The organism is Paenibacillus sp. FSL H8-0317 (assembly GCF_045040685.1).
GTDB lineage: Bacteria > Bacillota > Bacilli > Paenibacillales > Paenibacillaceae > Paenibacillus.
Window position 1 is genome coordinate 3,563,358 of the sequence record NZ_CP150294.1, and the last position, 25,775, is coordinate 3,589,132.

Annotated in this window: 18 protein-coding genes; 13 read left to right on the forward strand and 5 right to left on the reverse strand. The window is 43.3% G+C overall.

The genetic code is table 11. The features are described from left to right. Positions 1-318 precede the first annotated feature (318 nt). The 7 genes from MHB43_RS15945 to MHB43_RS15975 all read left to right on the forward strand — a co-directional run bounded on the left by MHB43_RS15945 (position 319) and on the right by MHB43_RS15975 (position 11,687). On the forward strand, positions 319-1,905 hold the full coding sequence (locus MHB43_RS15945) for a response regulator (protein WP_405132329.1): 1,587 nt from the start codon (positions 319-321) through the stop codon (positions 1,903-1,905). Beyond that, the gene (locus MHB43_RS15950) at positions 1,887-3,626 is read left to right on the forward strand and encodes a sensor histidine kinase (protein WP_405132330.1); all 1,740 of its coding nucleotides are present in this window, start codon (positions 1,887-1,889) and stop codon (positions 3,624-3,626) included. The genes MHB43_RS15945 and MHB43_RS15950 overlap by 19 nt, the downstream gene beginning before the upstream one ends. Before the next feature lie 121 nt (positions 3,627-3,747). Continuing rightward, positions 3,748-5,409: an ABC transporter substrate-binding protein gene (locus tag MHB43_RS15955; RefSeq protein ID WP_405132331.1), complete on the forward strand. Its 1,662-nt coding sequence runs from the start codon at positions 3,748-3,750 to the stop codon at positions 5,407-5,409. Positions 5,410-5,451: 42 nt separating this feature from the next. Then, positions 5,452-7,128, forward strand: coding sequence for an ABC transporter substrate-binding protein (locus MHB43_RS15960; protein WP_405132332.1), 1,677 nt, complete (start codon positions 5,452-5,454; stop codon positions 7,126-7,128). 321 nt (positions 7,129-7,449) lie between these two features. Continuing rightward, positions 7,450-8,391 carry a sugar ABC transporter permease gene (locus tag MHB43_RS15965; RefSeq protein ID WP_051153902.1) on the forward strand — a complete coding sequence of 314 codons (942 nt, stop codon included), beginning with the start codon at positions 7,450-7,452 and terminating at the stop codon, positions 8,389-8,391. A 15-nt stretch (positions 8,392-8,406) separates the two neighbouring features. Continuing rightward, positions 8,407-9,327 (forward strand): carbohydrate ABC transporter permease, encoded by a 921-nt coding sequence (locus MHB43_RS15970; RefSeq protein ID WP_339308501.1) that lies wholly within the window; start codon positions 8,407-8,409, stop codon positions 9,325-9,327. Positions 9,328-9,425: 98 nt separating this feature from the next. Beyond that, the gene (locus MHB43_RS15975; RefSeq protein WP_405132333.1) at positions 9,426-11,687 is read left to right on the forward strand and encodes a glycoside hydrolase family 3 N-terminal domain-containing protein; all 2,262 of its coding nucleotides are present in this window, start codon (positions 9,426-9,428) and stop codon (positions 11,685-11,687) included. Positions 11,688-11,798: 111 nt separating this feature from the next. Here MHB43_RS15975 and MHB43_RS15980 read toward each other — a convergent pair whose 3' ends face one another. The 3 genes from MHB43_RS15980 to MHB43_RS15990 all read right to left on the reverse strand — a co-directional run bounded on the left by MHB43_RS15980 (position 11,799) and on the right by MHB43_RS15990 (position 14,282). Next, the gene (locus tag MHB43_RS15980; protein ID WP_405132428.1) at positions 11,799-12,662 is read right to left on the reverse strand and encodes an IS3 family transposase; all 864 of its coding nucleotides are present in this window, start codon (positions 12,660-12,662) and stop codon (positions 11,799-11,801) included. Beyond that, on the reverse strand, positions 12,659-12,979 hold the full coding sequence (locus tag MHB43_RS15985; protein WP_405117721.1) for a transposase: 321 nt from the start codon (positions 12,977-12,979) through the stop codon (positions 12,659-12,661). The genes MHB43_RS15980 and MHB43_RS15985 overlap by 4 nt, the downstream gene beginning before the upstream one ends. 140 nt (positions 12,980-13,119) lie before the next feature. Further along, positions 13,120-14,282 (reverse strand): IS3 family transposase gene (locus MHB43_RS15990; RefSeq protein ID WP_405132334.1). Its coding sequence is split into 2 segments (ribosomal slippage): positions 13,120-14,018 and positions 14,018-14,282, totalling 1,164 coding nucleotides; the frame shifts between segments, so codons are not numbered across the junction. Positions 14,283-14,658: 376 nt separating this feature from the next. Here MHB43_RS15990 and MHB43_RS15995 point away from each other — a divergent pair. The 4 genes from MHB43_RS15995 (at position 14,659) to MHB43_RS16010 (ending at position 21,223) form a co-directional block, all read left to right on the forward strand. Beyond that, positions 14,659-16,125, forward strand: a complete 1,467-nt coding sequence (locus tag MHB43_RS15995) for a PTS transporter subunit EIIC (protein WP_405132335.1) — start codon at positions 14,659-14,661, stop codon at positions 16,123-16,125. Between the two features lie 22 nt (positions 16,126-16,147). Then, positions 16,148-17,563 (forward strand): glycoside hydrolase family 1 protein, encoded by a 1,416-nt coding sequence (locus MHB43_RS16000; RefSeq protein WP_218639188.1) that lies wholly within the window; start codon positions 16,148-16,150, stop codon positions 17,561-17,563. 426 nt (positions 17,564-17,989) lie between these two features. Then, positions 17,990-20,401, forward strand: a complete 2,412-nt coding sequence (locus MHB43_RS16005) for a helix-turn-helix domain-containing protein (RefSeq protein ID WP_076210792.1) — start codon at positions 17,990-17,992, stop codon at positions 20,399-20,401. A gap of 264 nt (positions 20,402-20,665) precedes the next feature. Continuing rightward, positions 20,666-21,223 carry a PTS glucose transporter subunit IIA gene (locus MHB43_RS16010; protein WP_076210790.1) on the forward strand — a complete coding sequence of 186 codons (558 nt, stop codon included), beginning with the start codon at positions 20,666-20,668 and terminating at the stop codon, positions 21,221-21,223. Between the two features lie 173 nt (positions 21,224-21,396). On the opposite strand, the gene MHB43_RS16015 is transcribed toward MHB43_RS16010, so the two are convergent. Next, the gene (locus MHB43_RS16015; RefSeq protein ID WP_405132336.1) at positions 21,397-22,041 is read right to left on the reverse strand and encodes a TetR/AcrR family transcriptional regulator; all 645 of its coding nucleotides are present in this window, start codon (positions 22,039-22,041) and stop codon (positions 21,397-21,399) included. Further along, positions 22,034-23,236: an MFS transporter gene (locus MHB43_RS16020; protein ID WP_405132337.1), complete on the reverse strand. Its 1,203-nt coding sequence runs from the start codon at positions 23,234-23,236 to the stop codon at positions 22,034-22,036. The genes MHB43_RS16015 and MHB43_RS16020 overlap by 8 nt, the downstream gene beginning before the upstream one ends. Before the next feature lie 150 nt (positions 23,237-23,386). Between MHB43_RS16020 and MHB43_RS16025 the strand changes: the two genes are divergently transcribed. Further along, positions 23,387-23,809, forward strand: a complete 423-nt coding sequence (locus tag MHB43_RS16025) for a DUF3237 domain-containing protein (protein ID WP_237175352.1) — start codon at positions 23,387-23,389, stop codon at positions 23,807-23,809. 241 nt (positions 23,810-24,050) lie between these two features. Then, positions 24,051-25,631, forward strand: coding sequence for a histidine-type phosphatase (locus tag MHB43_RS16030; protein WP_405132338.1), 1,581 nt, complete (start codon positions 24,051-24,053; stop codon positions 25,629-25,631). The last annotated feature ends 144 nt before the right edge of the window (positions 25,632-25,775 follow it).

Sequence of the window (25,775 nt, forward strand, 5' to 3'; positions counted from 1 at the left end):
TATCAGATATATGACCTCCTATCGTTTCGCGCAATAAATATAGCCGTTTGTGCAATGAAATTGCAGACGTGAACCTATAAAATGTAACCATCCTAACATGATGGATACCATCGGGTGGGGTTGTCAGACCTATAATCGTTATGATCAAGAATTCGACTATGGCAAAAAAAGGATGGATGTCTGAACGCTTCTGTCATTCGGAAGGACTGGTCATGGATCGATCATCGAACTACAACAGTCACCATATTAGATTCATTCCGCCGATAGGAAGAGATGCTGCCGGCGGTTTATTTTTGTTGGAGGAAAGGGGACAAACGGATGTTAAAAGTATTACTGGTAGATGACGAGATGTATGTACGAAAGGGGCTGTATGAACTCATAAATTGGATGGATCTTAATATGGAGATTATCGGAGAGGCAGAGAACGGCGTAGAGGCATTAAATCTGATTGAATGCCTGCAACCAGACGTGATTATTACAGATATCCGTATGCCAATCCTGGATGGGCTGGAACTGATACGGGCCGTAGAGAAAATGCCACTTCTGGAACCTGTGTTCATTATCATCAGTGGTTATCATGACTTCAAATATGCACAGCAGGCAATCCGGTACGGCGTTCATGACTATATCCTGAAGCCTATTGATGATGAAGAACTGACGGCGACGTTGCAGAAGTCGGCAAATCTGATTTGCAATAAAAGAAAACATATTCTTTTGGCTGAGGGACAGGCCAGTAACATCATGCTGGAGGATGTGATCAAAGGCCATGTACAGAAGGAGGATGAACACCGATATGCCGAGATGCTTGGGATCAATCGTAACTCCAGTCTGCTCATGACTTTGATTGAACTTCAGACCGGATTAGATGAAATTAAAATTACCATTGAACAGCTACGTGAAGCAGTACATTCTCTGGAGAGTAATTTATGCAAAATGTTCATCAGTGAGCAACAACGTGGCATGTTTGCATTATTACTGTTGTGGCCTGATCATCATCAAGGGGGTCCGGCGTTACAGGATAAACTGCACAATATTCATATAACACTGAGCAAAAGGTTTAACCTGGATATCGGTCTTTACGCAGGAACACTCGTCAAAGAAATTGGTGATGTCCCACAATCCCTTATGGCGGCTGAAGAAGCAGCCAAGCATAAATATGCAGAAACTGGTGGTGTCGTACGTTATACGGAGATCAAGGACAAACCGCTGTTTGTTTTCAATGTATACCAGGACGAGGTGGATCACTTAATCTTGAGCCTGGAAGAGGGGAATAGGTCAGCTTATCACAAGGTTGTAGAGGAGAAATTCAAATTGTTTCATATGAATCGATTTTCTCCTCAAGCTGTATCGGGTTCTCTTTTGCGTTATATAACGGGTATTCTCGCTGTAGTCAACGAAATGGGTGGTAATGATGAAGGGTTGCAGCAGCTGAAAGAGCTAGCACAACAAAGTCATGAAGGTTGGAATTTACGACTATTGAAAAATGCTTTTCTCACCGCGCTGGAGGAAGCCGAGGATTATGTCTCTCATCTGCGGATGGAACGATCCAAAGGAGATATCAGCAAGATCAAACGATATATTGATGCAAATTATACCGAGAACATCAATCTCAAAAGCATTGCTGCACTCTTCTACATGAATCCCGTTTATCTTGGGCGATTATTCCGCAAAAGTTACAATCAATATTTCAATGACTATCTGTTGAACCTGCGTATTCATGAGGCGAAGAAGTTATTGCGCCAGACGGATCTGAGAATGTACGAGGTTGCTGCACGCGTAGGATTTCAGAATGCGGATTATTTTGTAACCCAGTTTGAGAAACTTGTTAAGTTATCGCCTACAGAATATCGCAATCTCCTTATGGGAAATGAGCAGCGAGGTGCACAATGCCAAGATGGAACCTGAATTACATGAAGCTTCGAGATAAGCTACTGCTTATGTATGTCTTATCTGTATTTATTCCCATCGTTGTTACCAATGTGGTGTTCTATAATGTCACATCCTCCAATATTCGTAGTCAGAAAACTCGTGATGCCGGCATGACACTGAACAATCTGAAGAACGACCTTCGGGTAACCATCGATCAGGGCGTCGGCCTCTCTTATTCGTTATATACTGACCCTGTATTCAACGACACCATCTCCCGTTCATTTCAAAGTCATTTTGAGTATATTGACGCTTATAATTCCTATCTAAAAGGGCAATTCTCCGGTCAAATGAATCAGGGAATTCGCTGGTATCAAGTGTATACCGATAATTCTACCATTTTATCTTCCGGTTATATTGATCGTTTAACTGACGATGTCCGCAACTCGGACTGGTACGTTCAATTTCAGGCATACTCCGCCCCTTATCCGGCATTGATCTCATCGGATCAGATGTTAAGTCTGGTTCAAAGGCTCGACAATCTGGACACTGGGGGGAGAGAGCAGTTACTTAAAATTGACTTGAATATGGATATGATCAAGCAGTATTTCCACAACAGCGGATTTGATGGAAAAGTGTATCTTCTTGATCCGGGAGGACACATCCAATTTTCAAATGATTCTACAGCAGAAGAAGCTCAGACAGGGAAACGTTACAGCGAGATCCAGTTTCCGAATAAAATGATTCCCTTTGAAATTACGTATACAGGTATTAACTATCTGGAAGGGTGGTCCCTGCATGGAGTGATGGATGAAGAAATTGTGTTGAAGGAGGTGCGGAAGTCCCGTTCCTTCGTCGTATGGCTGGCTTGTATTAATTTTGTCCTGCCTTCTATTATCATTGCGGCGATGTCCAGATCCATCCATGTCAGGCTGGTGCGCATTCTGAAACATATGAAAAAAGTAAAAACACAGAATTTCCAGACGATTCCCCCTGAAGATGCAAGAGATGAAATAGGTCAACTCACGATGGAATTTAATCGAATGACCGAGACGATCCATAACCTGATTCATGAGGTATATCTCGCCGACATCCAAAAGAAAGACCTGGAGTTAAAGCAGCAGCAAGCACAGCTTCATGCGCTCCATAGTCAGATCAACCCACATTTTTTGTTTAATACCCTGGAGTCGGTACGTATGCGGAGCCTCATCAAAGGCGAGAAAGAGACTGCCAAAATCGTGCATAACATGGCTAAGATGTTTCGCAAGTCGATTAGTTGGAATCAGAATAATGTGACAGTGAAGGAAGAATTGGAACTAATCGAGAGTTTTTTGCAAATTCAAAAATACCGCTTTGGAGAAAAACTCCAATATACCATTGAGGCAGATCCTGCGGTACTGATGTACCGAATCCCCAAGATGGTTATCCTTCCCTTTGTTGAGAATGCAAGTATTCATGGAATTGAGTCATCTCCGGGTGCAGGTATCATTCAACTCTTCGTTTCAATGGAAAATGATAAGCTCCATATCAGACTAACGGATAACGGTATAGGGATGTCACAAGCAAAATTGGAAGAGTTGTTAAGTTACCTGGATCAAAACACCGATATGGGAGAGCATGTTGGCATGAAAAATGCGTATAGTCGCTTAAAACTTTGTTATAAAAATCACTTTACATTCGACATCCAGACATGGGAAGGAGAAGGTACGCGTATCCAAATTAAGCTTCCACTTGATCCATCAGCCATGCCAGGCGACTAAATACGAGGGATATACTTTTCAAAGTAGGAGGTACACTTTCATGGGTAACTTTGAAAGCGCTATCTTGATATATTGAGAAGGCTTAAAGACACAAACAATACTTCAAGGGGGCATTTGCTACATGTTTAGAAAAAAAAACATTATAACAGGTCTGGCCATTTTACTGGCTGTAACCCTGGCAGGGTGTAATAAAGCCAGCCCGGAAGCCTCTTATCCTGACAGTAATGACAACACCCCGGTCACCTTTAAATATTTCACGTTTGGGGGTGGCAAGAAGGACATTCTGGCAAGCAGCACGACCATTGGCAAGAAGCTACAGGAACAAACAGGCGTTGACTGGAAGATGGAATATCTGGTCGGTGACGGTGCAACCAAGGCAGGAGTGATGATTGCGAGTGGGGATTACCCCGACATCATCGATTCCAGTGGTGAAATGGCCAAATTGATGGATGCTGGATCTTTTATCCCGCTGGATGAACTGATCGATCAATACGGGCCTAACATCAAGCGGGTATACGGGCCTTATATGGACAAATTCAGACAGGAGGATGGAAAGATCTATTTCTTTCCATACACTGCCAACATCGGTTATGTGTCAGAGCCTAATTTTCAGACCGGCTTCTATATTCAGCGTGCTGTGTTAAAAGAGTTTAACTACCCCAAGATCAAAACGCTGGACGAATATTTTGACTTGATTGAACAATACATGCAAAAGCATCCGCAGATCGATGGAAAAGAAACCATCGGCTTCGCCACACTTGCGGGTGAATCGGGCAGCTTCTTCACCCTGCTAAATCCGGCTATGCATCTGGCAGGTTATCCAAACGATGGCAGTGTGATGGTGGATATGCAGAGCCATGAAGCCAAACTGGTAGCCGGATCTGATTATCAGAAACAATGGATTCAGAAGTTAAGCGAGGTTAACGCACAGGGGATGTTTGATCCAGAATCCTTCACAATGAACCAGGATCAGTATCTCGCCAAGTTAACATCCGGTCGGGTGCTGGGATATTTCAGTTACTCCTGGCAGGTTGGAGACGCAACGAACAATCTCAAGAAGGCTGGTATTGACGATAAACGATACGTATCTCTACCAATCGTATTTGATGACAGTGTCAAAGACCAGTATGTGGACCCGCCAGGTTTTGTGAACAACTATGGTGTCGGAATTACCGTAAATGCCAAAGATCCCGTGCGAATTATTAAATATTTTGATAATTTGCTCAAGGAAGAAAACCAGATTCTGGTTCAATGGGGTGTTGAGAACGAGACGTATAGTGTGAATGATGAGGGCCGCTTTTACTTTGAAAATGATGACCAACGCAAGGCACATGAAGATCCGGAATTAAGTCGTAAATTCGGCTTTGACTATTTTAATTACAGCTGGCCTCGTTACGGCAATAACTCCGTACTGGAGGACGGCAACGCCTATGGGCCGGGCAATCAACCAGAAGTGGCTACCTTTAGCTACACGGACGGAGACAAGCTTTTGTTAGAGAAATACGGTGTGGAGACATTTACAGAATTATTCAGCACACCGGATGAGCGTCCTTGGTCTCCTGCTTGGTCCATTGCATTGGAGCAGGGCTCTCCTGAACAGATTTTCATCACCAAGGCAGAAGATCTCCAGAAGAAATATTTACCCAAAATGATTATGGACTCACCTTCCACTTTCGAGAACACATGGAATGAATATAGGAGTCAATTGAATCAACTCGACAAGAAAACATACGAAGCAACGATAACGCAGGCAGTTAAGGATCGTGTAGCTGGCAAATGGTGAGTGTAATCCATAAGAGAACACACGGAACGGGGGAATATTCACATGTTAAAACCAAAATTTAGAACAGCGGGTTTAGCTGTATTACTAACAGTTTTGCTGGCTGGGTGCAGTCAGAACAACTCGTCATCATCACCTTCAGCCACAGGTGAAGATGAGAACAGCCCAGTCACGTTCTCGTATTACATGTTCTCTCCAGGCAAGAAGGATGCTCTGGCAAGCGAAACAACCATCGGTAAAGCGTTGCAAGAGCAGACGGGTGTGGACTGGAAGTTGGAATATCTGGTAGGTGATAGTGCTACCAAAGCCGGTGTCATGATTGCCAGTGGAGACTACCCTGATGTCATTAGCTCCAGTGGTGAGATGTCCAAGTTGCTGGATGCCGGGGCCTATATTCCGCTGGATGATCTGATTGAGGAATACGGCCCTAATATCAAAAGGGTGTATGGACCATATTTCGATAAAATGAAAAATGCCGAAGACGGAAAAATCTATGCGCTGCCTTATACAGCTAATCAGGGTGAGTATTCAGGTAGTCCAAATGTGGGCGGAGGAGCTTTCTGGATTCAACGCTCTGTGCTCAAAGAGTTTGATTATCCCAAGATCACTACACTGGATGAATATTTTGATCTGATCCAGGATTATAAGGAAAAACATCCAACTGTCGACGGTGCAGACACAATCGGATTTGTGTCACTTGCGGGTGTAGCCAATAACTTCTTCACCTTGCAAAATCCAGCGATGCATCTTGCCGGTTATCCGAACGATGGCAGTGTCATGGTCGACATGACTACCCATGAGGCAAAAGTCGTCGCCGGAACAGATGCCCAGAAAAAATGGATTCAGAAGTTGAATGAAATCAATGCTCAAGGCATGCTTGATCCGGAATCCTTTACGATGAACAAAGACCAGTACTTGGCCAAGCTGACTTCGGGTCGTGTGTTAGGATACTTCAATTATGGCTGGCAGGTTGGAGACGCGTCGAAAAACCTGCTCTCGGCAGGCATTGATGAGAAACGTTATGCACCACTTCCGATTGTGTTTGATGAAGGAATTAAGGATCAATATGTTGATCCTCCGGGCTTTGTCAACAACTATGCAACAGGTATCTCGGTGAATGCCAAAGACCCTGTTCGTATCATCAAATATTTTGATAATTTGCTGAAGGAAGAAAATCAGGTTCTGGTGCAATGGGGAATCAAGGACGAGACGTACAGTGTGGATGATAAGGGCAGATTTTATTTTGCAAATGAGGATCAACGCAAAGCCCATGATGATCTGGAGCTGAGCCGTAAATTCGGGTTCACTTACTTCGGATCAGACTGGCCGCGATATGGCGGTGAATCTACACTTACCGATGGTAATGCTTATAGCCCTGGCAACCAGCCAGAAGTAGCCGCTGCATCTTACACCGAGGGAGACAACAAGTTCCTTGAAGCCTACGGTATCCAAACCTTTAGTGAATTATTTAACAAACCGGAAGAGCGGCCATGGTTCCCCGCATGGTCCATCGCCCTTGAGCAAGGATCACCTGAACAGATCTTCACCACCAAATCGGATGATCTGCAACGTAAATACTTACCGGAAATGATCTTGGGAGCACCATCGAATTTTGATAAGCTGTGGGATGCCTACATGGCTGAATTGAACAAATTGGACAAAACTGGTTATGAAGCGACCATTACCAAAGTTGTGAAGGATCGTGTAGCAGGAAAATGGTAATACGAACACTTTAAGTGCGTGTTCAATAAGACCGGTTTTCAGTACCAAGAAGATGGGATGAAGCTAGAAATGGAGTAGCGGAGCGTAGGGAAAACTACGTGAGCAACGGACATTTCGGCTGAATTCCATATTCGATGCTGATGATGCCGCAAGGCGTCTTTCGTAATCAAAAGCGGACTTTTTGAACAACCTCTTTAAAACAAACTGTTACATGCGCAGGAGAAGACGAAAGAGCATAAACTCCGGTTTCTCCTCGCATGAATAACAGCACAGGAAAGGAGCAGGTTCACCGTGGAGAAACCTAATGTCTCCCTTAACTCGATGCCTCCAGCCTCGAGTCCGAAGGGAACCAGAGCACACTCGTTCTTTAAGCGACTTGTGCAGCAACGAACGCTTGCCTGGATGTGTATTCCTTTTGTCATCTGGGCTTTTATCTTCAAGTACCTGCCGTTATGGGGATGGACCATGGCTTTTCAGAATTTCAAACCGGCGAGGTCCTTCTCCGATCAGCAGTGGGTCGGCTGGCATCATTTTAGTATCTTGTTTGAGGACAATACCTTCTACCGAGTGCTGCGAAATACACTCGTTATGAGTTCCATCAAACTGGTGTTGGGATTTGTTACAGCAATTACACTGGCCCTTTTGCTGAATGAGCTGAAAAATGTCATATTTAAACGTTTTGTGCAAACCGTCAGTTATCTGCCTCACTTTATCTCGTGGGTTGTTGCTTCCAGTATTGTATTAACAGTCCTCTCACCAGACGGAATTATCAATCTGCTGCTGATGAAGCTTCACCTGATTGACAGTCCGGTATTATGGATGGGGAAAGGAGAATACTTCTGGGGTATTCTGGGGGCAACTGAGGTTTGGAAAGATGTTGGTTGGAACACCATTATCTATCTGGCAGCGATTACGGCAATTGATCCTGCGCAATATGAGGCTGCCGAGATTGATGGAGCCAGTCGCTTCAAACGGATGTTATATATCACCCTGCCTGGCTTGAAACCGGTTATTGTGATCTTGTTGATCATGAACATGGGGAGTATTCTTGAATCCGGATTCGAACCACAATATCTGCTGGGTAACGGGATGAATATGGACTATTCGGAGAATCTGGACATCTTTGTATTGAAATATGGATTAGGGATGGGGAACTTTTCCTTAGGTACAGCAGCCGGCATATTCAAAACTGTGGTCAGCTTCATCTTCCTTTTCTCCGCGAACTATATAGCAAAAAAAATGGGAGAGAGCAGACTATTCTAAAAGGAGGCCTATGCCATGCGTAAAGGAAACACATCCCGCTTGCGGAATAGCAGCACCGGGGATCGAGCGTTTGACACCATTAACATCGTCTTCATGGTATGTCTGATGATTGTGACGATTTACCCCTTTGTTAATATGATTGCCGTATCCTTCAATAATGCAAATGATGCCATTCGGGGTGGAATATATCTATGGCCTCGTGTATGGACACTGGACAACTACAAATACATTTTTGGCGAATCCGATATCTATCACGCAACTCTGATCTCGGCGCTGCGTACGGTCATTGGAACCGTGGTGTCCGTCTTCTGTACAGCCATGCTCGCGTATACGGTTAGTCGTCAGGAATTTGTGCTTCGCAAGTTTGTTACGATGTTTTTTGTCTTCACCATGTACTTCAGCGGGGGGTTGATCCCCGGTTATCTGCTGATTCGAGACCTTGGATTGATTGGTTCCTTCTGGGTATATATCATTCCGGGTGTAATCGGTGTCTTCAATATGATTGTCATCCGTTCATTTATTGAAGGTCTTCCTGAAGGCATTCTGGAGTCAGCACGCATTGACGGGGCAGGGGAGTTCACGACATTTATCCGCGTTGTCCTGCCGCTAACGATTCCCGCAATGGCAACCGTATCACTCTTTGTAGCCGTGGGACAATGGAATTCCTGGTTCGATGTATTCTTGTACAACTCTTCCAATAAAGAATTAAGCACATTGCAATACGAGTTGATGAAGATTCTGCAAACTTCGACGACCTCAGCGACATCATCAGCAAGTGATGCTTATCAGTCTGCCGAGAGTAATGCAACGGCGGTCACACCAACCTCGATTCGGGCGACCATGACCATTATTGCAAGTGTTCCTATTCTGATGGTGTATCCGTTCTTACAGAAATACTTTGTTCAGGGCATGACGATTGGAGGCGTGAAGGGATAGTCAATTACCTGAATATAATTTCATAGAAGTATGAAAACGCAACAAACTGTACCGTAGTAGCGTCTATTCATCCATAGAATACAACAGGAGTGAAACAAATGCATGTAAAATGGAAGACGATTATTGGTGCTGTTGTCGGCTCTATGCTTATAGGGGTGGGAACGGCAGCTGCGGAAGAAACGTTTGTTGATCTAAAGTATTCCAAGTGGGCAGAGGATGGCATCACGTATATGGCGAAACGGGGAACAGTAGCCGGATATGGCAATGGGATCTTCAAGCCAGAGGCACTTGTGACAAGATCACAAGCTGTCACTTTTATGGTGCGGGAGCTTTATCCAGATCAGCTTCAAAGAGCAGTGGAAGGCACAACCTATTCGGATGTGCCAACTACACACCCGTTCCATCGAGAAATCATGATAGCTGCTAAAAATGGACTTGCAAGTGGTTTTCCTAACGGAACCTTCCGTCCGGACGCACCGCTTAGCCGCGCAGAGACTGCGGCCTTCCTTACACGGGCTTATTCACTGGCGGAAGGTAAGAACCCCGCAGAATGGACAGATACGGACAGGCATTGGGCTGCAGCACCGATTCTTATTATGAGTTCAAATGGCTTGGTCGGCGGTTATTCAGATGCCACCTTCCGTCCGAATCAAGCTGTCACGCGTGCTGAATATGCCGTATTTATGGCGAGAGTAATTCGCTTCGAACGTGAAGCGGCCATTCGGACACAAGATTGGGATAAGCTGATATCCTATATGACGGTAAGTGAGCAAGTTGGTCAGATGCTTATGCCTGACATTAGGCAATGGAATGGTAAAGCGACAACGACCGTTAATGAGGGGCTGAAACGCACGATCCATGATCAGGACTTGGGCGGACTTATTCTTTTTGACAAAAATATTGTAGACATGACGCAGCTTACAACGTTCACACATGATATACAAAGAGAAGCAGGTGACATTCCTCTATTTCTTAGCATCGACCAAGAAGGAGGCGTTATTAAGCGAATACCAGGAGGCACGAACCTTCCCGGGCAGATGGCGCTTGGCGCAACTGGAGATGCAACGCTAGCCGAAGCAGCCGGTCAGCTGACAGGGGAGGAGCTGAAGGCACTGGGATTGCAGATCAATTTTGCGCCAGTACTGGACATCAACAGTAATCCAGATAACCCCATCATTGGTATACGTTCGTTTGGCTCGGATGCGGATTTGGTGACAAGGCTTGGTCTGGCAACGATAAAAGGGCTACAGCAATCAGGGGTGATGGCGGCAGTTAAGCATTTTCCGGGACATGGAGATACAACGGTAGATTCCCATCTTGGTATGCCTGTGCTTGCCCATAACCGAGAACGGCTTGATGCGGTAGAATTAAAACCGTTTCGGGCTGCGATTAAAAATGGGGTAGAGATGATTATGACCGCGCATATTGCTTTCCCTGCCATAGACAACGAACATGTCACTTCGCTCAAAGACGGTGAACGTGTGCCGATTCCTGCCACCTTATCGAAAAAGGTACTGACAGGACTTCTTAGAGGAGAGTTGGGATACAAAGGTCTCATCGTGTCGGATGCCTTTACCATGAATGCAATTGCGGAGCATTTTGGGGAGAATCAATCAGTAGAACGCGCCGTTTCCGCAGGTGTTGATATCATCCTTATGCCAAAAGATTCAGCAGCGGCCCATCAAACGCTGGTGAACGCGGTGAACAATGGAACGATCAAGGATGAAACCATACATGCATCTGTGAAACGAATCTTGGAGATGAAAGCGAAATATGGTTTATTTGAACGCAGTCAAACTCTCGCGCAAAAGCTAACTAAACTTAACGGTATCATCGGATCGAAGGCGCACCGAGCAGTGGAGCAGACAATCGCAGAGCGGGCGGTCACTGTACTCAGCAGTCGCGAAGGTGTGCTTCCTGATCCAATGAAGCAAGGCGACCGGGTCGTTATTGTCGCAGCCGAGCAGGAACAGGCGAAACAGCTTGAGAAGCAACTGTTGCAGGCCGCTAATAATCTGTCGTTAAAAACTGAAATTGTACTTGTTGGTCAAGGCAACATGAATGAAACGCTCCAAGCAATTGGCAAAGCCAATTATGTCATTCTTGCTTCTTACCAGTTCCGCAATGTGGCCAGCCAGTTCGGTTGGGGTGATTATCAAACCTTGATTAATGCGATGAACAAGAGTAATCAGCGATATACGCTGTTCTCACTCGGTAACCCTTACGAGATGATCTATTTACAGAACGTGCGCTCAGGGCTTGCTGTGTATGGAAAGCAGGAGCCAAATACGTCTGCCGGGATCAAAGTATTGCTTGGTCAACTGAAAGCTGGAGGACAGTTGCCGGTACTAACGGATTAAATGATACTTTATAGAACATTAATGTAACCCAGTGAAAAAGAGAAACTGGGTTGTCTCGAAAAAACTCCCTTAAAGTGGTCATACCCCTGTCAAGTAGACAGATGAAAAAAGCTATGCTGCCAGCGCGCATCGATATTCAATCGGTGCGCGCTGTTTGAGTTTGGCTTGAAAACGTCGGTAGTTGTAATGGTACATATAATCTTCCACGGCTTGTCGAATCTCTGCTTCTGAATTACACTGGTTAAGGTACAGCTTCTCTGTCTTGAGATGCGAAAAGAAGGATTCGATGCATGCGTTATCCAGGCAGGTTGCTTTGCGAGAGTGGCTGCCCTTCACGCCGAATGCTTCTAATCGTGTGTTGTACGCCTGAGACGTGTATTGGAAGCCTTGATCCGAATGGAGCACGGCTTCCGAAACGTCTCTTTTTTGTGTCCATTGTTCCACCGTATCCAATACGAGCTGAACATCGTTCCGTTTAGATAATTGCCAAGCTACAATTTCGTTGTTGAACAAGTCTTGAATGACAGACAGATAAACGAATGTGTTTCCATCCGAAATATAAGTAATATCCGTCACCATTTTTTGCTGGGGGGCTGTGGCATGAAATTTGCGCTTCAGGCGATTCGGATAAATCACAGATGGCGTATAGCTGGACTTCTTCCGCTTCTTACGAATGACCGATTGGATCGATAGTTCCCGCATGATTCGCCATACTTTCTTGTGATTAACGTTCAGACCAGCCTCCCAGAGCGCCGTTGTCATGCGAGGATAACCAAACTCTCGGTTTGCAAAATGAATAGCCATCATGTGTTCTTTGATCTCACGATCACGGTCTTGTCTTGCGTCTCGCTGCGGCTGTGTTGCTCGCCATTTGTAATAACTGGAACGGGGTATTCCTGTAATCGATAATAGGCGTGTAATGCTATGCGAGCAGCGCAATTCGTCTATGATATCGTAGTTCTCCCGTTGGCTCAGCGCTTCTCCTTTACTAGATTTGGATACCGCTTTTTTAAATAATCCACCTGTGCTTGAAGGTAGTCACGTTCTTCTTCTACACTGCTAAAGGCAGTACGGGGACGTCCTTTCATTGGATTCGGAACATTGTTTTTTCGCTCATCGAACGATTCCCCGTTTTTCCACTTTTTCACCCACACCTTCAGTTGTGAACAGTTTCGAATTCCTTCGCGTTCAGCTACCACTTTATAACTTGAAGACCCTTCGACATAGGATCTAACCGCATTCAATTTAAATTCTTCGGTATACGTCTGAAATGTTTGTCCTTTTTTTGCCATAAAAATATCCCCTCCAAGTGTCACTTGAACCCTCATGATAACATGAAGGCTTTTTCAAGTGTCTACTTAAAGGGGATAATACCAAAAGTCGCTTTTATGGTCATAACCCTGTCAAGTAGACAGTACAAAAAAGACAAAATTTAAGCTGCGGCCGTTTCCCGGTATTCTACCGGAGAACGGTCGTTTAGTTTTTTCTGAAATCGGTTTTGGTTGTAAAACAATATGTATTCGCTCACTTGTAGTTCAACCTCTGCTTTATTTGCCGCTTTATTCAAGTATATTTTCTCCGTCTTTAAGTGAGAGAAAAAAGACTCGATACAGGCATTGTCTAGGCAATTTCCACGCCTAGAGTGACTGCCTAGCATGCCGAGCTGTTCCAGTTTACGGTTAAAAGGCTTCGAGGTATATTGAAATCCTTGATCCGAGTGCAGAATTACGCCACTCAGATCCGCGTGCTGACGGAGTCTATCCAGCGTTTCATGAACCAAAGCCAGGTCATTTCGTTCAGATAGATGCCAAGCTAAGATCTCATTATTGTATAAATCCTGAATGACAGACAGGTACACAAAGTGTTCTCCAGCACGAATATAGGTGATGTCTGTGACCAGTTTAGTACATGGCGTATCCGTCTGGAACTGGCGCTGAAGTCGATTCGGATTCACCACAGAAGCTTGTTTTCCAAAGAATCGACGCTTCTTTCGAATGACAGAAGAGATTCCTAATTGTTTCATTAATCGATACACCTTTTTGTGGTTGACTCTAAGGCCTTCTTTTCGTAAAGCTACCGTCATTCGAAGATAACCATAATAGGGATGTGCGCGATGGATCGCAAGCATATGCGACTCCAATTCATGTTGTTTGTGTCTACGTTCTTTTGCCGCTGGTATGCTTTTTCTCCACTTGTAATAGCCCGAGCGAGACACCGCAGCTAACTTTAAGAGCCAAGAAAGGCTGTGGCGTACTCGTAAATCCTCTATGATCTGAAATCGGGCAGCTTTACTCGTCACTCCTTGTGTAGATTTGGATACTGCTTTTTTAAGTATTCAATCTCCGCCCGCAAGTATGCCATCTCTTCTTCGATACTGGAAAACTTTGTTCTAAGGCGTCCCCGTTTGGATGTAACAGGTTCTAAACTCATTCCCTGTTTCGTTTTCGCTGCCCATACTTGTACCTGAGATTTATTTTGAATACCCAAACATTTCGCCACTTCACGTATACTCATGTGTTCCTCGTTGACCAGCCGGGCCGCCTCCAATTTCAATTCTAAGGAGTACCGCCGGAAAGTTTGTCCTTTTTTAGCCATGAAAAAATCCCCTTCGTTTGGCAAGATTAAGTCCATCTTAACAGATGTCTTTTTTCTCTTGTCTACTAAAAGGGGATAATACCATTATAGCGGCTTTTTTTTTGATTTACAGGTCATTATTCTTAGGTAGAAGAACTTGACCCGATCTCAGATGGCATACTAGAACGTATTGCACCCCTGATGTTAAAAAAAGATTGCTCAATTTTAACCGCAATTGAAAGCGAATACATATTCTCATCATAATTGTACGTATAGGAGGTATGATTTAAGCAATCTATATACACCAGAAGTCAATAAAATAACGAATGTAACCGCTTATTTGAAAACGAACGTTCAAAAAATGCTGTGGTTAATAACCGACTAGAGGTGAAGTGATATGGATTATAAAGAACTGTCCAAACAAATCGTGAAAAACATTGGTGGAGAGAAGAATGTAACTTCTTTGATGCACTGTGCAACACGGTTAAGATTCGTTTTGAAGGACCCGGACAAGGCAAACAAAAACAAATTGATGGAGCTAGACGGGGTGATTCAGGCCTTGGAGGCAACTGGTCAGTATCACGTCGTCATCGGTAGTCAAGTATCAAAGGTCTTTGATGACATACAGCGTCTTTATTCATTTAACAGTGATTCCGGAGACGACGAAGAAGTAACATCCACGCCGCAGGAAAAGCAATCAGATGAAGTTAAACCTGCAAAAAAGAAAAATCCGATCAGTAAACTGCTGGAGACGGTCATCAGCATTATGGGACCTTTGATTGGAGTTATGGCAGCAACTGGTATTGTCAAAGGATTCTTGGCGTTGTTCCTGTCACTAGGATGGATTATGGATTCGAGTGGAACTTACAAAGTACTCTATGTCGTCGCGGACGTAATCTTCTACTTTATGCCAGTCTTTGTTGGCTTCTCCGCAGCTAAACGTTTCAAAATGAACGAACTGGTGGGTATGGCGATCGGTGCAGCATTATTCTATCCAACACTGGCAGAATTGCTTAAGGCTGACCCGATCAGCGTACTAATGTCAGGCTCCCTACTGGAAGCCCCCGTTTATACGACATTTGCGGGAATCCCTGTTTTGTTAGCCAGTTATTCAGCGACAATTATTCCTGCAATTCTGGCCGTGTATTTTGCTTCCAAGGTCGAGCATGTAGCTAAAAAATATATACCTTCGGTTATCTCAAGCTTCGGAGTTCCACTGGTGGTTCTGTTAATCTCTATTCCAGTTACATTGATTGTAATTGGACCACTAGCCATGCTGTTAAGCCAGATGATCGCTAAAGGTATTCTCAGTGTGTACGGCTTGAGTCCAACATTAATTAGCGCGCTTTTAGGTGGATTGTGGATTCCAATGGTTGCTGTGGGTTTGCATGGTGCTATTGTACCGATCGCCCTGACGAACTTCTTCACTAACGGTTATGATGTCATCTTCCCAATGATTACAGGTCATTCGTTTGCGATTGCTGGTGCAATTGTGGCTATGGGTATGAAAAATACCAACAAAAAGCAAAAAGGACTTGCTTATTCCGCCGGATTTAACTCGGGGCTTATGGGAGTCATTGAACCAGCCTTGTATGGCTTCCTGCTTGCTGAGAGAAAGATTTTAACGATGGTTTGTATTGTTTCCGGTATTGGTGGGGGAGCCATTGGATATTTCGGAGCCAAACTTTTGCAACTAACGCCGAGTGGAATCTTCGCTCTGCCAGGATTTATTGATACTCAAAACACTGGAACACAGGTAGGGTTTATCGTTGTACTGGTTGTTATGATCCTGTCATTCGTTATACCTTTTGCTCTTACATTACTGATGTATCGTGGTAAAAAAGATAATATTTCAAACAAATAGATTCAATAGGGAGAGAGAAACCATGATGAAAAAAGATTTTTTATGGGGTGCAGCGATGTGTGCGACTCAGAGTGAGGGCGGCTATCTCGAAGGTGGAAAGGGTCTCACGCTAGCTGATCTTTTCCCCGCAATCAGCGAAGGTCGTTGGGATGCGATCTATAATATCGAAAAGGCGATGAACACAAAATACGATTACTATCCAAGTCATAACGCGATCGATTTCTATCATCGTTACCCGGAAGATATCAAGTTGCTGGCGGAGCTGGGGATTAATTTTCTTCGTACTTCAATTAACTGGGCTAGAATTTTCCCGAACGGGGACGATCCTGAGCCAAATGAAGAAGGGTTGGCTTTCTACGATCGATTATTCGCAGAATGTGCGAAGTATGGAATCACTCCTGTAGTTACATTAAACCACTTCGATACTCCGCTTGCTCTGATTCACAAAGGCGGTTGGAAAAACAAGAAGGTCATTGATTACTTCGTCACCTATTGTGAAACGGTATTCCGAAGATATAAAAATCACGTCAAGTATTGGATCACATTCAATGAAATCAATATGGTCCTGGGTATTCCAGCAGTTGGTGGTTTGATCGATCCTAATAAGGAAGAGAACATTCTGGAAGCCAAATTCCAAGCCGCTCACAATCAGCTTGTATCTGGAGCACTCGCTACAAAGGTTGGACATGAGATCAATCCTGATTTTGAGATCGGATGCATGATCGGAGCAGGTAAGAACTATGCCTACACATGTAACCCAGAGGATGTCTGGGCAGCTTATCAAGCGGATCAGAATGAGTTCTCACTAGTAGACGTACAAGCCAAAGGGAAATATTCCGACTATATGCTGAGTTACTTTAGAAGAAACGAGATCGATTTGAAAGCTACTGAAGAAGAAATGGACATTCTGCGTAAATATACCAGTGATTTCGTAGCGTTGAGCTACTATTCTACGCGGCTCGTATCCTCGGATAAAGAAGACAAAGAGAAGACTGGCGGCAACATTAATGGTACATTGAAAAACCCATATCTGGAGGCTAACGAATGGGGCTGGCAGATCGATCCGACAGGATTTAGAATCACGTTGAATGAGCTGTATGACCGATATGACCAGCCGCTCTTTATTGTCGAGAATGGTTTCGCAGTTAGAGAAACTCCGGACGAGAATAACTATCTGGAAGACGATTACCGTATTGCCTATTTCCGTTCCCATATCAAGGCAATGCAAGACGCCATGTCCGACGGAGTCGATATCATAGGCTATACCACGTGGGGGACGATAGATATCGTTAGTGCCAGCAGCGGAGAAATGAGCAAGCGATATGGCTTGGTCTATGTCGATCTGGATGATAAAGGGCAAGGAACGGGTGACCGCTTCAAAAAGAAATCTTTCGACTGGTACCAAGAGGTTGTTAGGTCAAACGGTGAAAACTTGTAAGTAAGGTTCTGTAACTAAATCTCATGAGGTCGGCTCGTCTAACGAGTGGCCTCTTTGATGTATGGTCTCTGATCCAAAGAAAAGAAACAAACGATATTTTGCATCTAAGATGAATGTATCAGGAGATGCCAGACGGGGAAAAGTATCGGAAAGACTAGACGAAAGTCTCGTATCCTGTATCAGATTTGCAAGATGAAAGCCGCCGGCAAACCTGTTGTAGCAATTCTAATGAATGGTTTTCGCCTGGCATAGGTATGGAAACGCTGAAAAATTGACGTATTGTTAGAAACATGGCATCTTGGTAGTTAGATAACAAACAACCACTTGAGTATGGTGGGTATAATTACTAAATGAATCTAAAGAAGAATTAAAGGTAGCCATGAACGCGAAATGTTTTTGCGTTTATGGCTTTTTTGGAGGCTTGTTATGAAACTTGTAAACCCGTGGGAAAATATCGCGATTCAACAAATCATCCCTGGAAGCAGCATCCATAATTTTGATGGGAAAGTTCATATCCTTTATGTGTTGAAGGGCTCTATCGAAGTTGAAAGTGAAGAGGAATCGATCAAGGTCGAGTCGCCAGGGTTTTATATTTTACCGAGATCCGACTCCTTTCAGTTGACGTCAACACAGACTCTTTCCTACGATATCGCACTCTATTATAACTATGATAAGAATCAGGGAGACAACGGATACCAGTTCGAGTTTCGTGGCGATTCGAGAAAAGGCGGGAATGGTAGTGACGAGGAGATGAGTCATCTTGCCAATAAGCTACTGTCCGGATTTTACTTGGAGAAAAACAGCATGTCTGACGTCGAGGTATTTAACCTCTACTTCTCAATGTTGAGCTTGCTGGAGAGAAAGTATTATAAGGAAGTTCCCATTCGCAGTAATAAAAATATGCGCAGCCGAATTGAAGAGATTAAATTCTACCTGGGTAACAACTTCGAGAAAGATATCAAGTTGAAGGAAATCGCCAAGAAGTTCTTCGTATCAGAACAGTATTTGTCACGAATATTCTCTGAAATCGTTGGACAATCGTTAAGCGACTATCTGCTGGGGCATCGAATGCGCAACGTGGAAAGACAACTGCTCGAGACAAACGATCCGGTAACCTCTATTGGATACGAGGCGGGGTTTACGAATATCAATTCCTTCAACAGACTTTTCAAAAAGAAACATGGCATAAGTCCGAGCACATTCCGTAAAACGAAGACGCCTAATCCGGTTATTCGGAATATTGAATCAGAGGAATGCGATCAAAAAGAATTAGAAGCCGTTCTGCAGCATGTGAATCAGGAGAAGAAGCGTAAAATTCGAATAGAAGCTCAGAATAGCGAAGATATAAGGATCTCGTCCGCAATCTTGAATGTAGGACAAGCTTCAAAACTGCTGATGACTGAGTTGAACGATCAACTTGCTGTATTTGAAAAGTACAAGATATTTGAATTCTCAAGAGTAAGTGGACTCCTGAACAGAAACATGCTTCGCGTAGAAGGAAATACTCCTGATTACGCACTGGTTGCAAAAGCGATCGGAAAGCTTGTGGCCAGAGGCTGGAAGCCGTTTATTGTGCTTAATCCTCCCGAAGCTGCCGAAGTCGTTACGAGTGTTGGTCATAACCATAGAACATACTCCTTGGAAAACTGGCTAAAGGAAATTCAAGAATTGTTCCGTCTGTTACTTAATCAATACGGAAAATCAGCGTTGGTCCAATGGAAAATCGAAGTGGTCAGACCTAGCCCATGGCATTATGAGACGGGTATTAATCATGGTTGTGAACGTTTCAAGGGAAAACTTCGCAGTTATGACTTATCCCTGGATGAAGAATTTGTTAAGTACTACGATGAAGTACGGAAATTACTCAAAAAGGTGGAACCCGGTTTACAGGTTGGGATCGGAGGCATTGTGTTAGAGAATAAGGAGACTCATCAGCATGGCTTTCTGGCTCATCTTGTGCATGAGGGTATCGAACCAGACTTCTGTGGAATTTCCGCACTGCCGTATTCCAAAAAGAACAGTACCACTAACGGTAAATCTGCAATCGTCAAGTCAACCAAAGAAAACTATTTATTGATGATGACCCAAAGCCTGATTACGTATCTGGAGGATAATCTGAACGTACCAGACCTCTATCTCACCGAATTCAACATTACGTCATCGAGTCGCGATCAGTTGAACGATATGGCATTCAAAGGATTATATATATTTCACCAACATCTGGGTCTCACTGACCTCTACAAAGGCATTGGATATTGGTTGGTGTCAGATTTTGCTTACCCAAATGAAATTGCGGAGGAAACCATTGAGTTTAGTGGTGGTCCCGGACTTCTAACCGTGAGTGGCATTCCCAAAATCGGCTTTTATGCCTATGAATTCCTGAACAAACTTGGAAATACATTGCTTTTTCGGGATTCATCCTTGTTCATCACCAAAAACGAAGATGAGGATATTACAATTTTGGCTTATTTATACGCTCCGGTAGACCCATCATATTTTAGCTCGTTCGAAAAATACGATATGAACAGTAACAAATTCATCTTTCACAATCCTGCATCCAAAAATATGATATTACAACTATATAACCTGCCTGCAGACTGCCGTAACTACAGAGCTGTCGTAAAAAAAATAAGCTTCAACGATGGAAATGCGTTAGATGAGGCTTTAAAGATGACCAGTCTGAATTCATTCGACATGGAGACTATAGATTACTTAAAAGTCCGGAGTACCCCGGTAACTTACTTGAGACATATCCAGGCTCGTGGGGGAACTCTGGAAATGGATATTAAGATTGAGCCTCAACAGATACTCTGTATTACGTTGGAGCGAATGTATTGAGAACTATATTTTCTAATCATTAGGTTGTATGTATATAAGTAATTGCTCTAAATTAACCATCAAGTCTTAGAAAAATTAACATCATCAAGATTGTAGGAGTAATTAGTAGGTAAAATGCAATCTTTGTTATGAAAAAGTAACTAAAATATGATATGTAATCGGTTACTTCAGTCCAAAAAATCGGATAAACCCCATGTTGAGATTACAAGTATAAGTTATTAAATTATTAACATGGGGTACGAAGTGAAACAGGAGGAATGGCTTTTGTTTAAGAAAATGAGTGCATTATTTAGAACTGAGAAACAACCACAAGAGCAACAAAGTACAACAGTTGTTGCAGATGAAGTTCAACCATCTATTTCTGACGAAATACTGCTTAGTCCTATGATCGGGCAATTAATTCCATTGAGTGATGTAAAAGATCCTGCTTTTGCTATGGGGGCTATGGGGGATGGAATCGCTATTGAACCCATGGAAGGAAAGGTTTTATCACCAGTAGATGGTGTTATTATGAATACGCCTAAATCCAAACATTCATTATTTATCAATAGTAAGAATGGCGCAGAAATATTAATTCATGTTGGGATAGATACGGTTAAGCTTAAAGGAGAGCATTTCAATGTTCTGGTTCATGTAGGACAACAGATAAAAGCTGGAGATTTACTTATTGAATTTGATTTAAACATGATAAAGCAGAGTGGATATGAAGTAACTACACCGATAATTATTACGAATAGTTCGAACTACTCTCAGATTGAAAAAAACGAATATAAAAAAGTAATTATCGGCGAACAAATCCTGCAACTACATGCCGAAGTTTAAATTTACTAATATAGAGTGCAATAGCATATCCCATATAAAGCCGCTGTCATAGCGGTTTTTTTGGTATGTACATAAGTTCGTTTACTCTTGAGTGCACCAACCCGAAGGCAGAAAAGATGCAAAAGACTGATCCATCTGCTGGAATCAGTCTTTTGCACTTTCTGGATATGCCGTCACTCATGTATTTCCTCGCTACAGACAAAATGGAGCAGCATCTTCACAAACTGCTCCCTGATCCGTGTATCCATTTCATCGGATTTGGACGGATCGATCTTAACGATCCTCTGTAGCATACCCATCATCGTTGTGAAGATGAATTGAGCAAGCTCGAGTGGGGGGGACGGATTCTTGATACTGCCGTCAGCAACGCCTGTAGTTAAAGCATGCAAGAGGAAATGGTCTTCTTTCCCGTGCTGGTTGAACTTATCATACTTTTCTCTTAATTCAGGACTAAAATCATACATCTCATAGTTGATATCAAATAATTGAATAAATCGGATGTAGTCTGGATGATCCTGGGCAAACACAACCCATGCATTCAACATGACCTTGAGTTGTTCTCGCCCGTTCATGTCCTTCGTTGATGTACGACTAATCTCATTTGTTAAATGTTCGATCAGTTGCATCTGAATGGCTAGAAGAAGCTCATCCATAGACTGAAAATGTTTATAAAAGGTCACTCTACTAAGTTCAGCTTTCGTACATACATCCGTAATCTTCACCTGGAGCAATCCATATTTCAAAAAAAGCTCCTTACCTGCTGCAATCAAATCATCACGATGTTTATTTCCCAATTGTTGATGCCAGTTTTCATTCACTTGTATACAATTGTCCTTTCTTCGAACGAAATGCGTTCAAGGTCAGTCCGAGAGAAGCGAGCAGCATAATTGCACCAAAAATATACGGGAAGTTTATGTTTTTGTCAAACAATAGTCCTGCGATCAGCGGCCCAATCACCGTTCCGAGACTGGAAAATGTGGTGTTCAGACCGGATGCATAACCTTGCCGATCTCCTGCATTCTTGGATATTAACGTGCTGACCGAAGGTCGCAAAAACGAATTAAAGGCAAAGAATAACGCAGAAGCGAACAACAGAAACACAAGGTTGACCTTAATTAACATTAACAATAAAGCTATAGGTGTGATTATCAAGGAGAGACGGATCAACTTAATTTCACCGATTCTCTGTACGAACCAATCCAAAAGCCAGATCTGCACAACGATACCGATAATCGCGCCCAAGGTAATAATGATGGAGATTGTTGCAGCGTCAAATCCGTATTTTTGCTCTGCAAAAAGAGCGAATACCGTCTCATAACTCATGAGGCCAAAGGTCATGACAAGCAACACAATCAAATATTTGAAATAGGGGACTTTAAAAGAACTCCAGATTTTTTTGCCCAAGTGATCTCCTTTTTGAAGACGGATGGAGACCGTTCTTTTCTCCGGGGGAAGTGTCTCGGGCAATAGCAGCGTCATTAGGGCCGCAATCAGTCCCAGACCCGCTGCGAAGAAATAGGGCATGCGAATGCCCATCTCGGCGATGAGACCGCCCAGACCAGGTCCCAGAACCATTCCCAAGTTCATAGCTGCACCGAAATAACCCATGCCTTTCGCACGTGTCTCTGGCGTTGTAATATCGGCGACATATGCGAGGTTGGCAGGAACCATTAAACCAAGACTGATTCCACCGATAAACCGTGCGACATAGAGGAACGGTAATGACGTCGACAGCGCAAATATGATATCTGAAATGACAGACAGAAACATACCTGCGATGATCAACTTTTTGCGTCCAAATCGATCAGACAGTTGTCCCCCGAGAGGTGAAAAGAAGAATTGAGCGGCACCGAAGGCGGCAACTAAAAATCCTGCTACTGTGCCTCCCGCATGAAAAAGCTTCAAATACTCAGGCAATATGGGGATGAGCATCCCTTGCCCCAATAAAGCGATAAACAGATTTAACATCAGAATGAACAGTGGAAATCGAACTGATTTTGGTAATGTACTCATGTACGTCATTAACCCCTTCATTTACAACTTGTTAACCTTTACATCGTGTAAACCATTTTAAATGATTTGAAGGAAATATGTAAATCTTTTTTTTAGTGAAGCAGTCTAATGAGTAGAGTTATAATTGTCCATATATGGAGGTGAGAATACGTGAATTTAGAAGAATTGTTTACGGTACATGTGAACATTGAGAAGTCATTTGATTTACAGAATAGCGAAGATGATTCGGTTGTCATGATTACTTTTACAGGCAGCGTAACCGGAAAGTACTTTGAAGGAATCGTGCTGGGTGGAGGAGTGGATACGCAGATCATCGGGAAGAATGGTGGTCCGCATACTCTATCGGCAAGATACATGCTCCAAGGCAAGGACTACACAGGGCATACATGCAAAATTTATATCGAAAATAACGGAATCATCGATAAAACGCTGAAAACTGCTTTATTTCGTACTTCCCCCAAGATGATTACAGACAGCAAAGCCTTATCCTTCTTGAATCGTGAGACACTTGTTGGAGAAGGTCATCCGACGGAGTCCGGAGTAGATATAAAAATATATAGAAAACCGCTGTAATGCGGGATAAATAGCAATTATTTGTTTATTGTATGGCAGAGAAGATAGCTTTTTATAATGAAAAGTCAGAGTCGCTAAATAATGCGGCTCTTTTTGTGTATGAGACTTTACGTCAATTTTTATATGTATTCTTTTACAATCAATTAACATAGGATGGATACTGCGCAGACACTTCTCACCTATAGTATGATGAGCGAAAATAAAACTAATACGAGCATATCAAGGGAGAAAAAAATTCAATATGATGATCAAAAAAATCGGGATTTCAGTAGCATCACTCGCCATGTTAACGTCTGTAAGTGTGTTTGACGTATATGGTGCAGGCTCCAAACGCATGATCGAAGTTTCCGAACAATCGGCTAATGTGGTCGTGAACGGACAAAGGGTGGAAGGAGAGTCGTTTCTCTACAATGGAGTTACTTATGTACCGGCAAGAGCTGTTGGAGAGGCCCTGGGGCAAGATGTAGACTGGGATAACAACACCCAATCGGTATTTGTTGGAGCAAAAATGAACGATCAGCAGGGATACCGCGGCACCAAAACGCCATATCCTTTTAAGGCAACAAGTTATACAAAAGCTCCTAATGGATATGAACCCGTATTTATTAACTACATAGGGAGACACGGTTCCAGACATCTATCCAGTTCCAAATACGACAAGACGCTCTTTGAACTGCTTGACATCGCTGAGAAGGATGGGCAGGCTACCAATCTCGGCAAAGAGTTGAAGAAGGAAATTGGCAAACTGATGAAGGTTGAAAAAGACCATTATGGATTGTTATCCACTACGGGTGGAGAAGAACTGAAAGGAATAGGAACCAGAGTTGGGCAGAATTTCAGAGAACTATTTACATCAGATAAAAAAGTAATCGCTCAAGCGACCTTCAAAGATCGAACGCCCCAGAGCAGAGATCAGTTTATTGACGGGTTAGAGGAAAGCTTGGGAGATAACAAGGTAGACATTCTCGCTTCAGCCTTTGAAGAAGGGAAAGACCCCTATCTACGGCCCTACGACCTAGCTACGAAGTATAACGAGTACGTAGAAGATGGAGACTGGGTTAAGTTATACGAGGATTATGTCACACAGAGCACGGGAACGCGTTATGCAAAAGAGGTCCTTCTGCAATTTTTCTCTGAAGACTTTTATGAGAGATTGAATTCTGGAGAGTTTGAATTGAAGGATGAGAAAGGAAAAGTGAAGCTCAGCAACCCAACCGAGGCTGCTTCTAATCTATATGAACTCTACATCATCTCTTCGAATATTAAAGGAGAAGGTGACTTTGAATTCGGGCGGTATTTTACGACCAATCAGTTAAGTTGGTACGAGAGCGTTGATAATATCAATGACTTTTATGAAAAAGGTCCATCTTTAACGTCAACAGATCTGCCGCAGAATATCATTGCACCTCTGGTCAAAGAGTTGATCGTGTCTACCGAACAGTCCATTCAGCAGAAAGACACGGCTGGTATATTTCGTTTTGCTCATGCAGAAACCATCATTCCACTATCTTCATTCCTGGATATCGCCGGAGCTAATGTGAGTATTGATAAACCGCAGGACGTGATCCAAAACTGGAATGGCTCGGTTATCTCACCGATGGGGGCAAATATCCAATGGATTCTGTATTCCAATGGTAAGGATATTCTCGTAAAAATGCTTAGAAATGAAGAAGAGATTGCCTTCCCGATTGAAACAAAGACCTATCCGTACTATAAATGGGAAGATGTGAAGACATATTACGAAAACAAACTGCAGAAGGTAGGCGTAAGCTTGGACAGCAGTTTGGAAGACAACATTGAGCTATTACAGAAGAAATTCTAGTTGGTTGGATGAAGAAAGCAACTCCTCTCCATGGAGCTGCTTTCTTTTTTTTGCATTTTGAATGAAATGGACCAATAAAAAATCTTAAAACAAAATGTGACCAAATGCCGTCCGTAAGAGTGTTAGAGGTATAAAGGAGGGCAT

Bases quoted from the DNA above. Each gene is read 5' to 3' on its own strand.
- MHB43_RS15970 (WP_339308501.1), top strand. From the start codon at position 8,407: ATGCGTAAAGGAAACACATCCCGCTTGCGGAATAGCAGCACCGGGGAT.
- MHB43_RS15950 (WP_405132330.1), top strand. From the start codon at position 1,887: ATGCCAAGATGGAACCTGAATTACATGAAGCTTCGAGATAAGCTACTG.
- MHB43_RS16005 (WP_076210792.1), top strand. From the start codon at position 17,990: ATGAAACTTGTAAACCCGTGGGAAAATATCGCGATTCAACAAATCATC.
- MHB43_RS16020 (WP_405132337.1), bottom strand. From the start codon at position 23,236: ATGAGTACATTACCAAAATCAGTTCGATTTCCACTGTTCATTCTGATG.
- MHB43_RS15965 (WP_051153902.1), top strand. From the start codon at position 7,450: ATGCCTCCAGCCTCGAGTCCGAAGGGAACCAGAGCACACTCGTTCTTT.
- MHB43_RS15995 (WP_405132335.1), top strand. From the start codon at position 14,659: ATGGATTATAAAGAACTGTCCAAACAAATCGTGAAAAACATTGGTGGA.
- MHB43_RS15945 (WP_405132329.1), top strand. From the start codon at position 319: ATGTTAAAAGTATTACTGGTAGATGACGAGATGTATGTACGAAAGGGG.
- MHB43_RS15985 (WP_405117721.1), bottom strand. From the start codon at position 12,979: ATGGCAAAAAAAGGACAAACATTTCAGACGTATACCGAAGAATTTAAA.
- MHB43_RS16030 (WP_405132338.1), top strand. From the start codon at position 24,051: ATGATGATCAAAAAAATCGGGATTTCAGTAGCATCACTCGCCATGTTA.
- MHB43_RS15975 (WP_405132333.1), top strand. From the start codon at position 9,426: ATGCATGTAAAATGGAAGACGATTATTGGTGCTGTTGTCGGCTCTATG.
- MHB43_RS15955 (WP_405132331.1), top strand. From the start codon at position 3,748: ATGTTTAGAAAAAAAAACATTATAACAGGTCTGGCCATTTTACTGGCT.
- MHB43_RS16000 (WP_218639188.1), top strand. From the start codon at position 16,148: ATGATGAAAAAAGATTTTTTATGGGGTGCAGCGATGTGTGCGACTCAG.
- MHB43_RS15960 (WP_405132332.1), top strand. From the start codon at position 5,452: ATGTTAAAACCAAAATTTAGAACAGCGGGTTTAGCTGTATTACTAACA.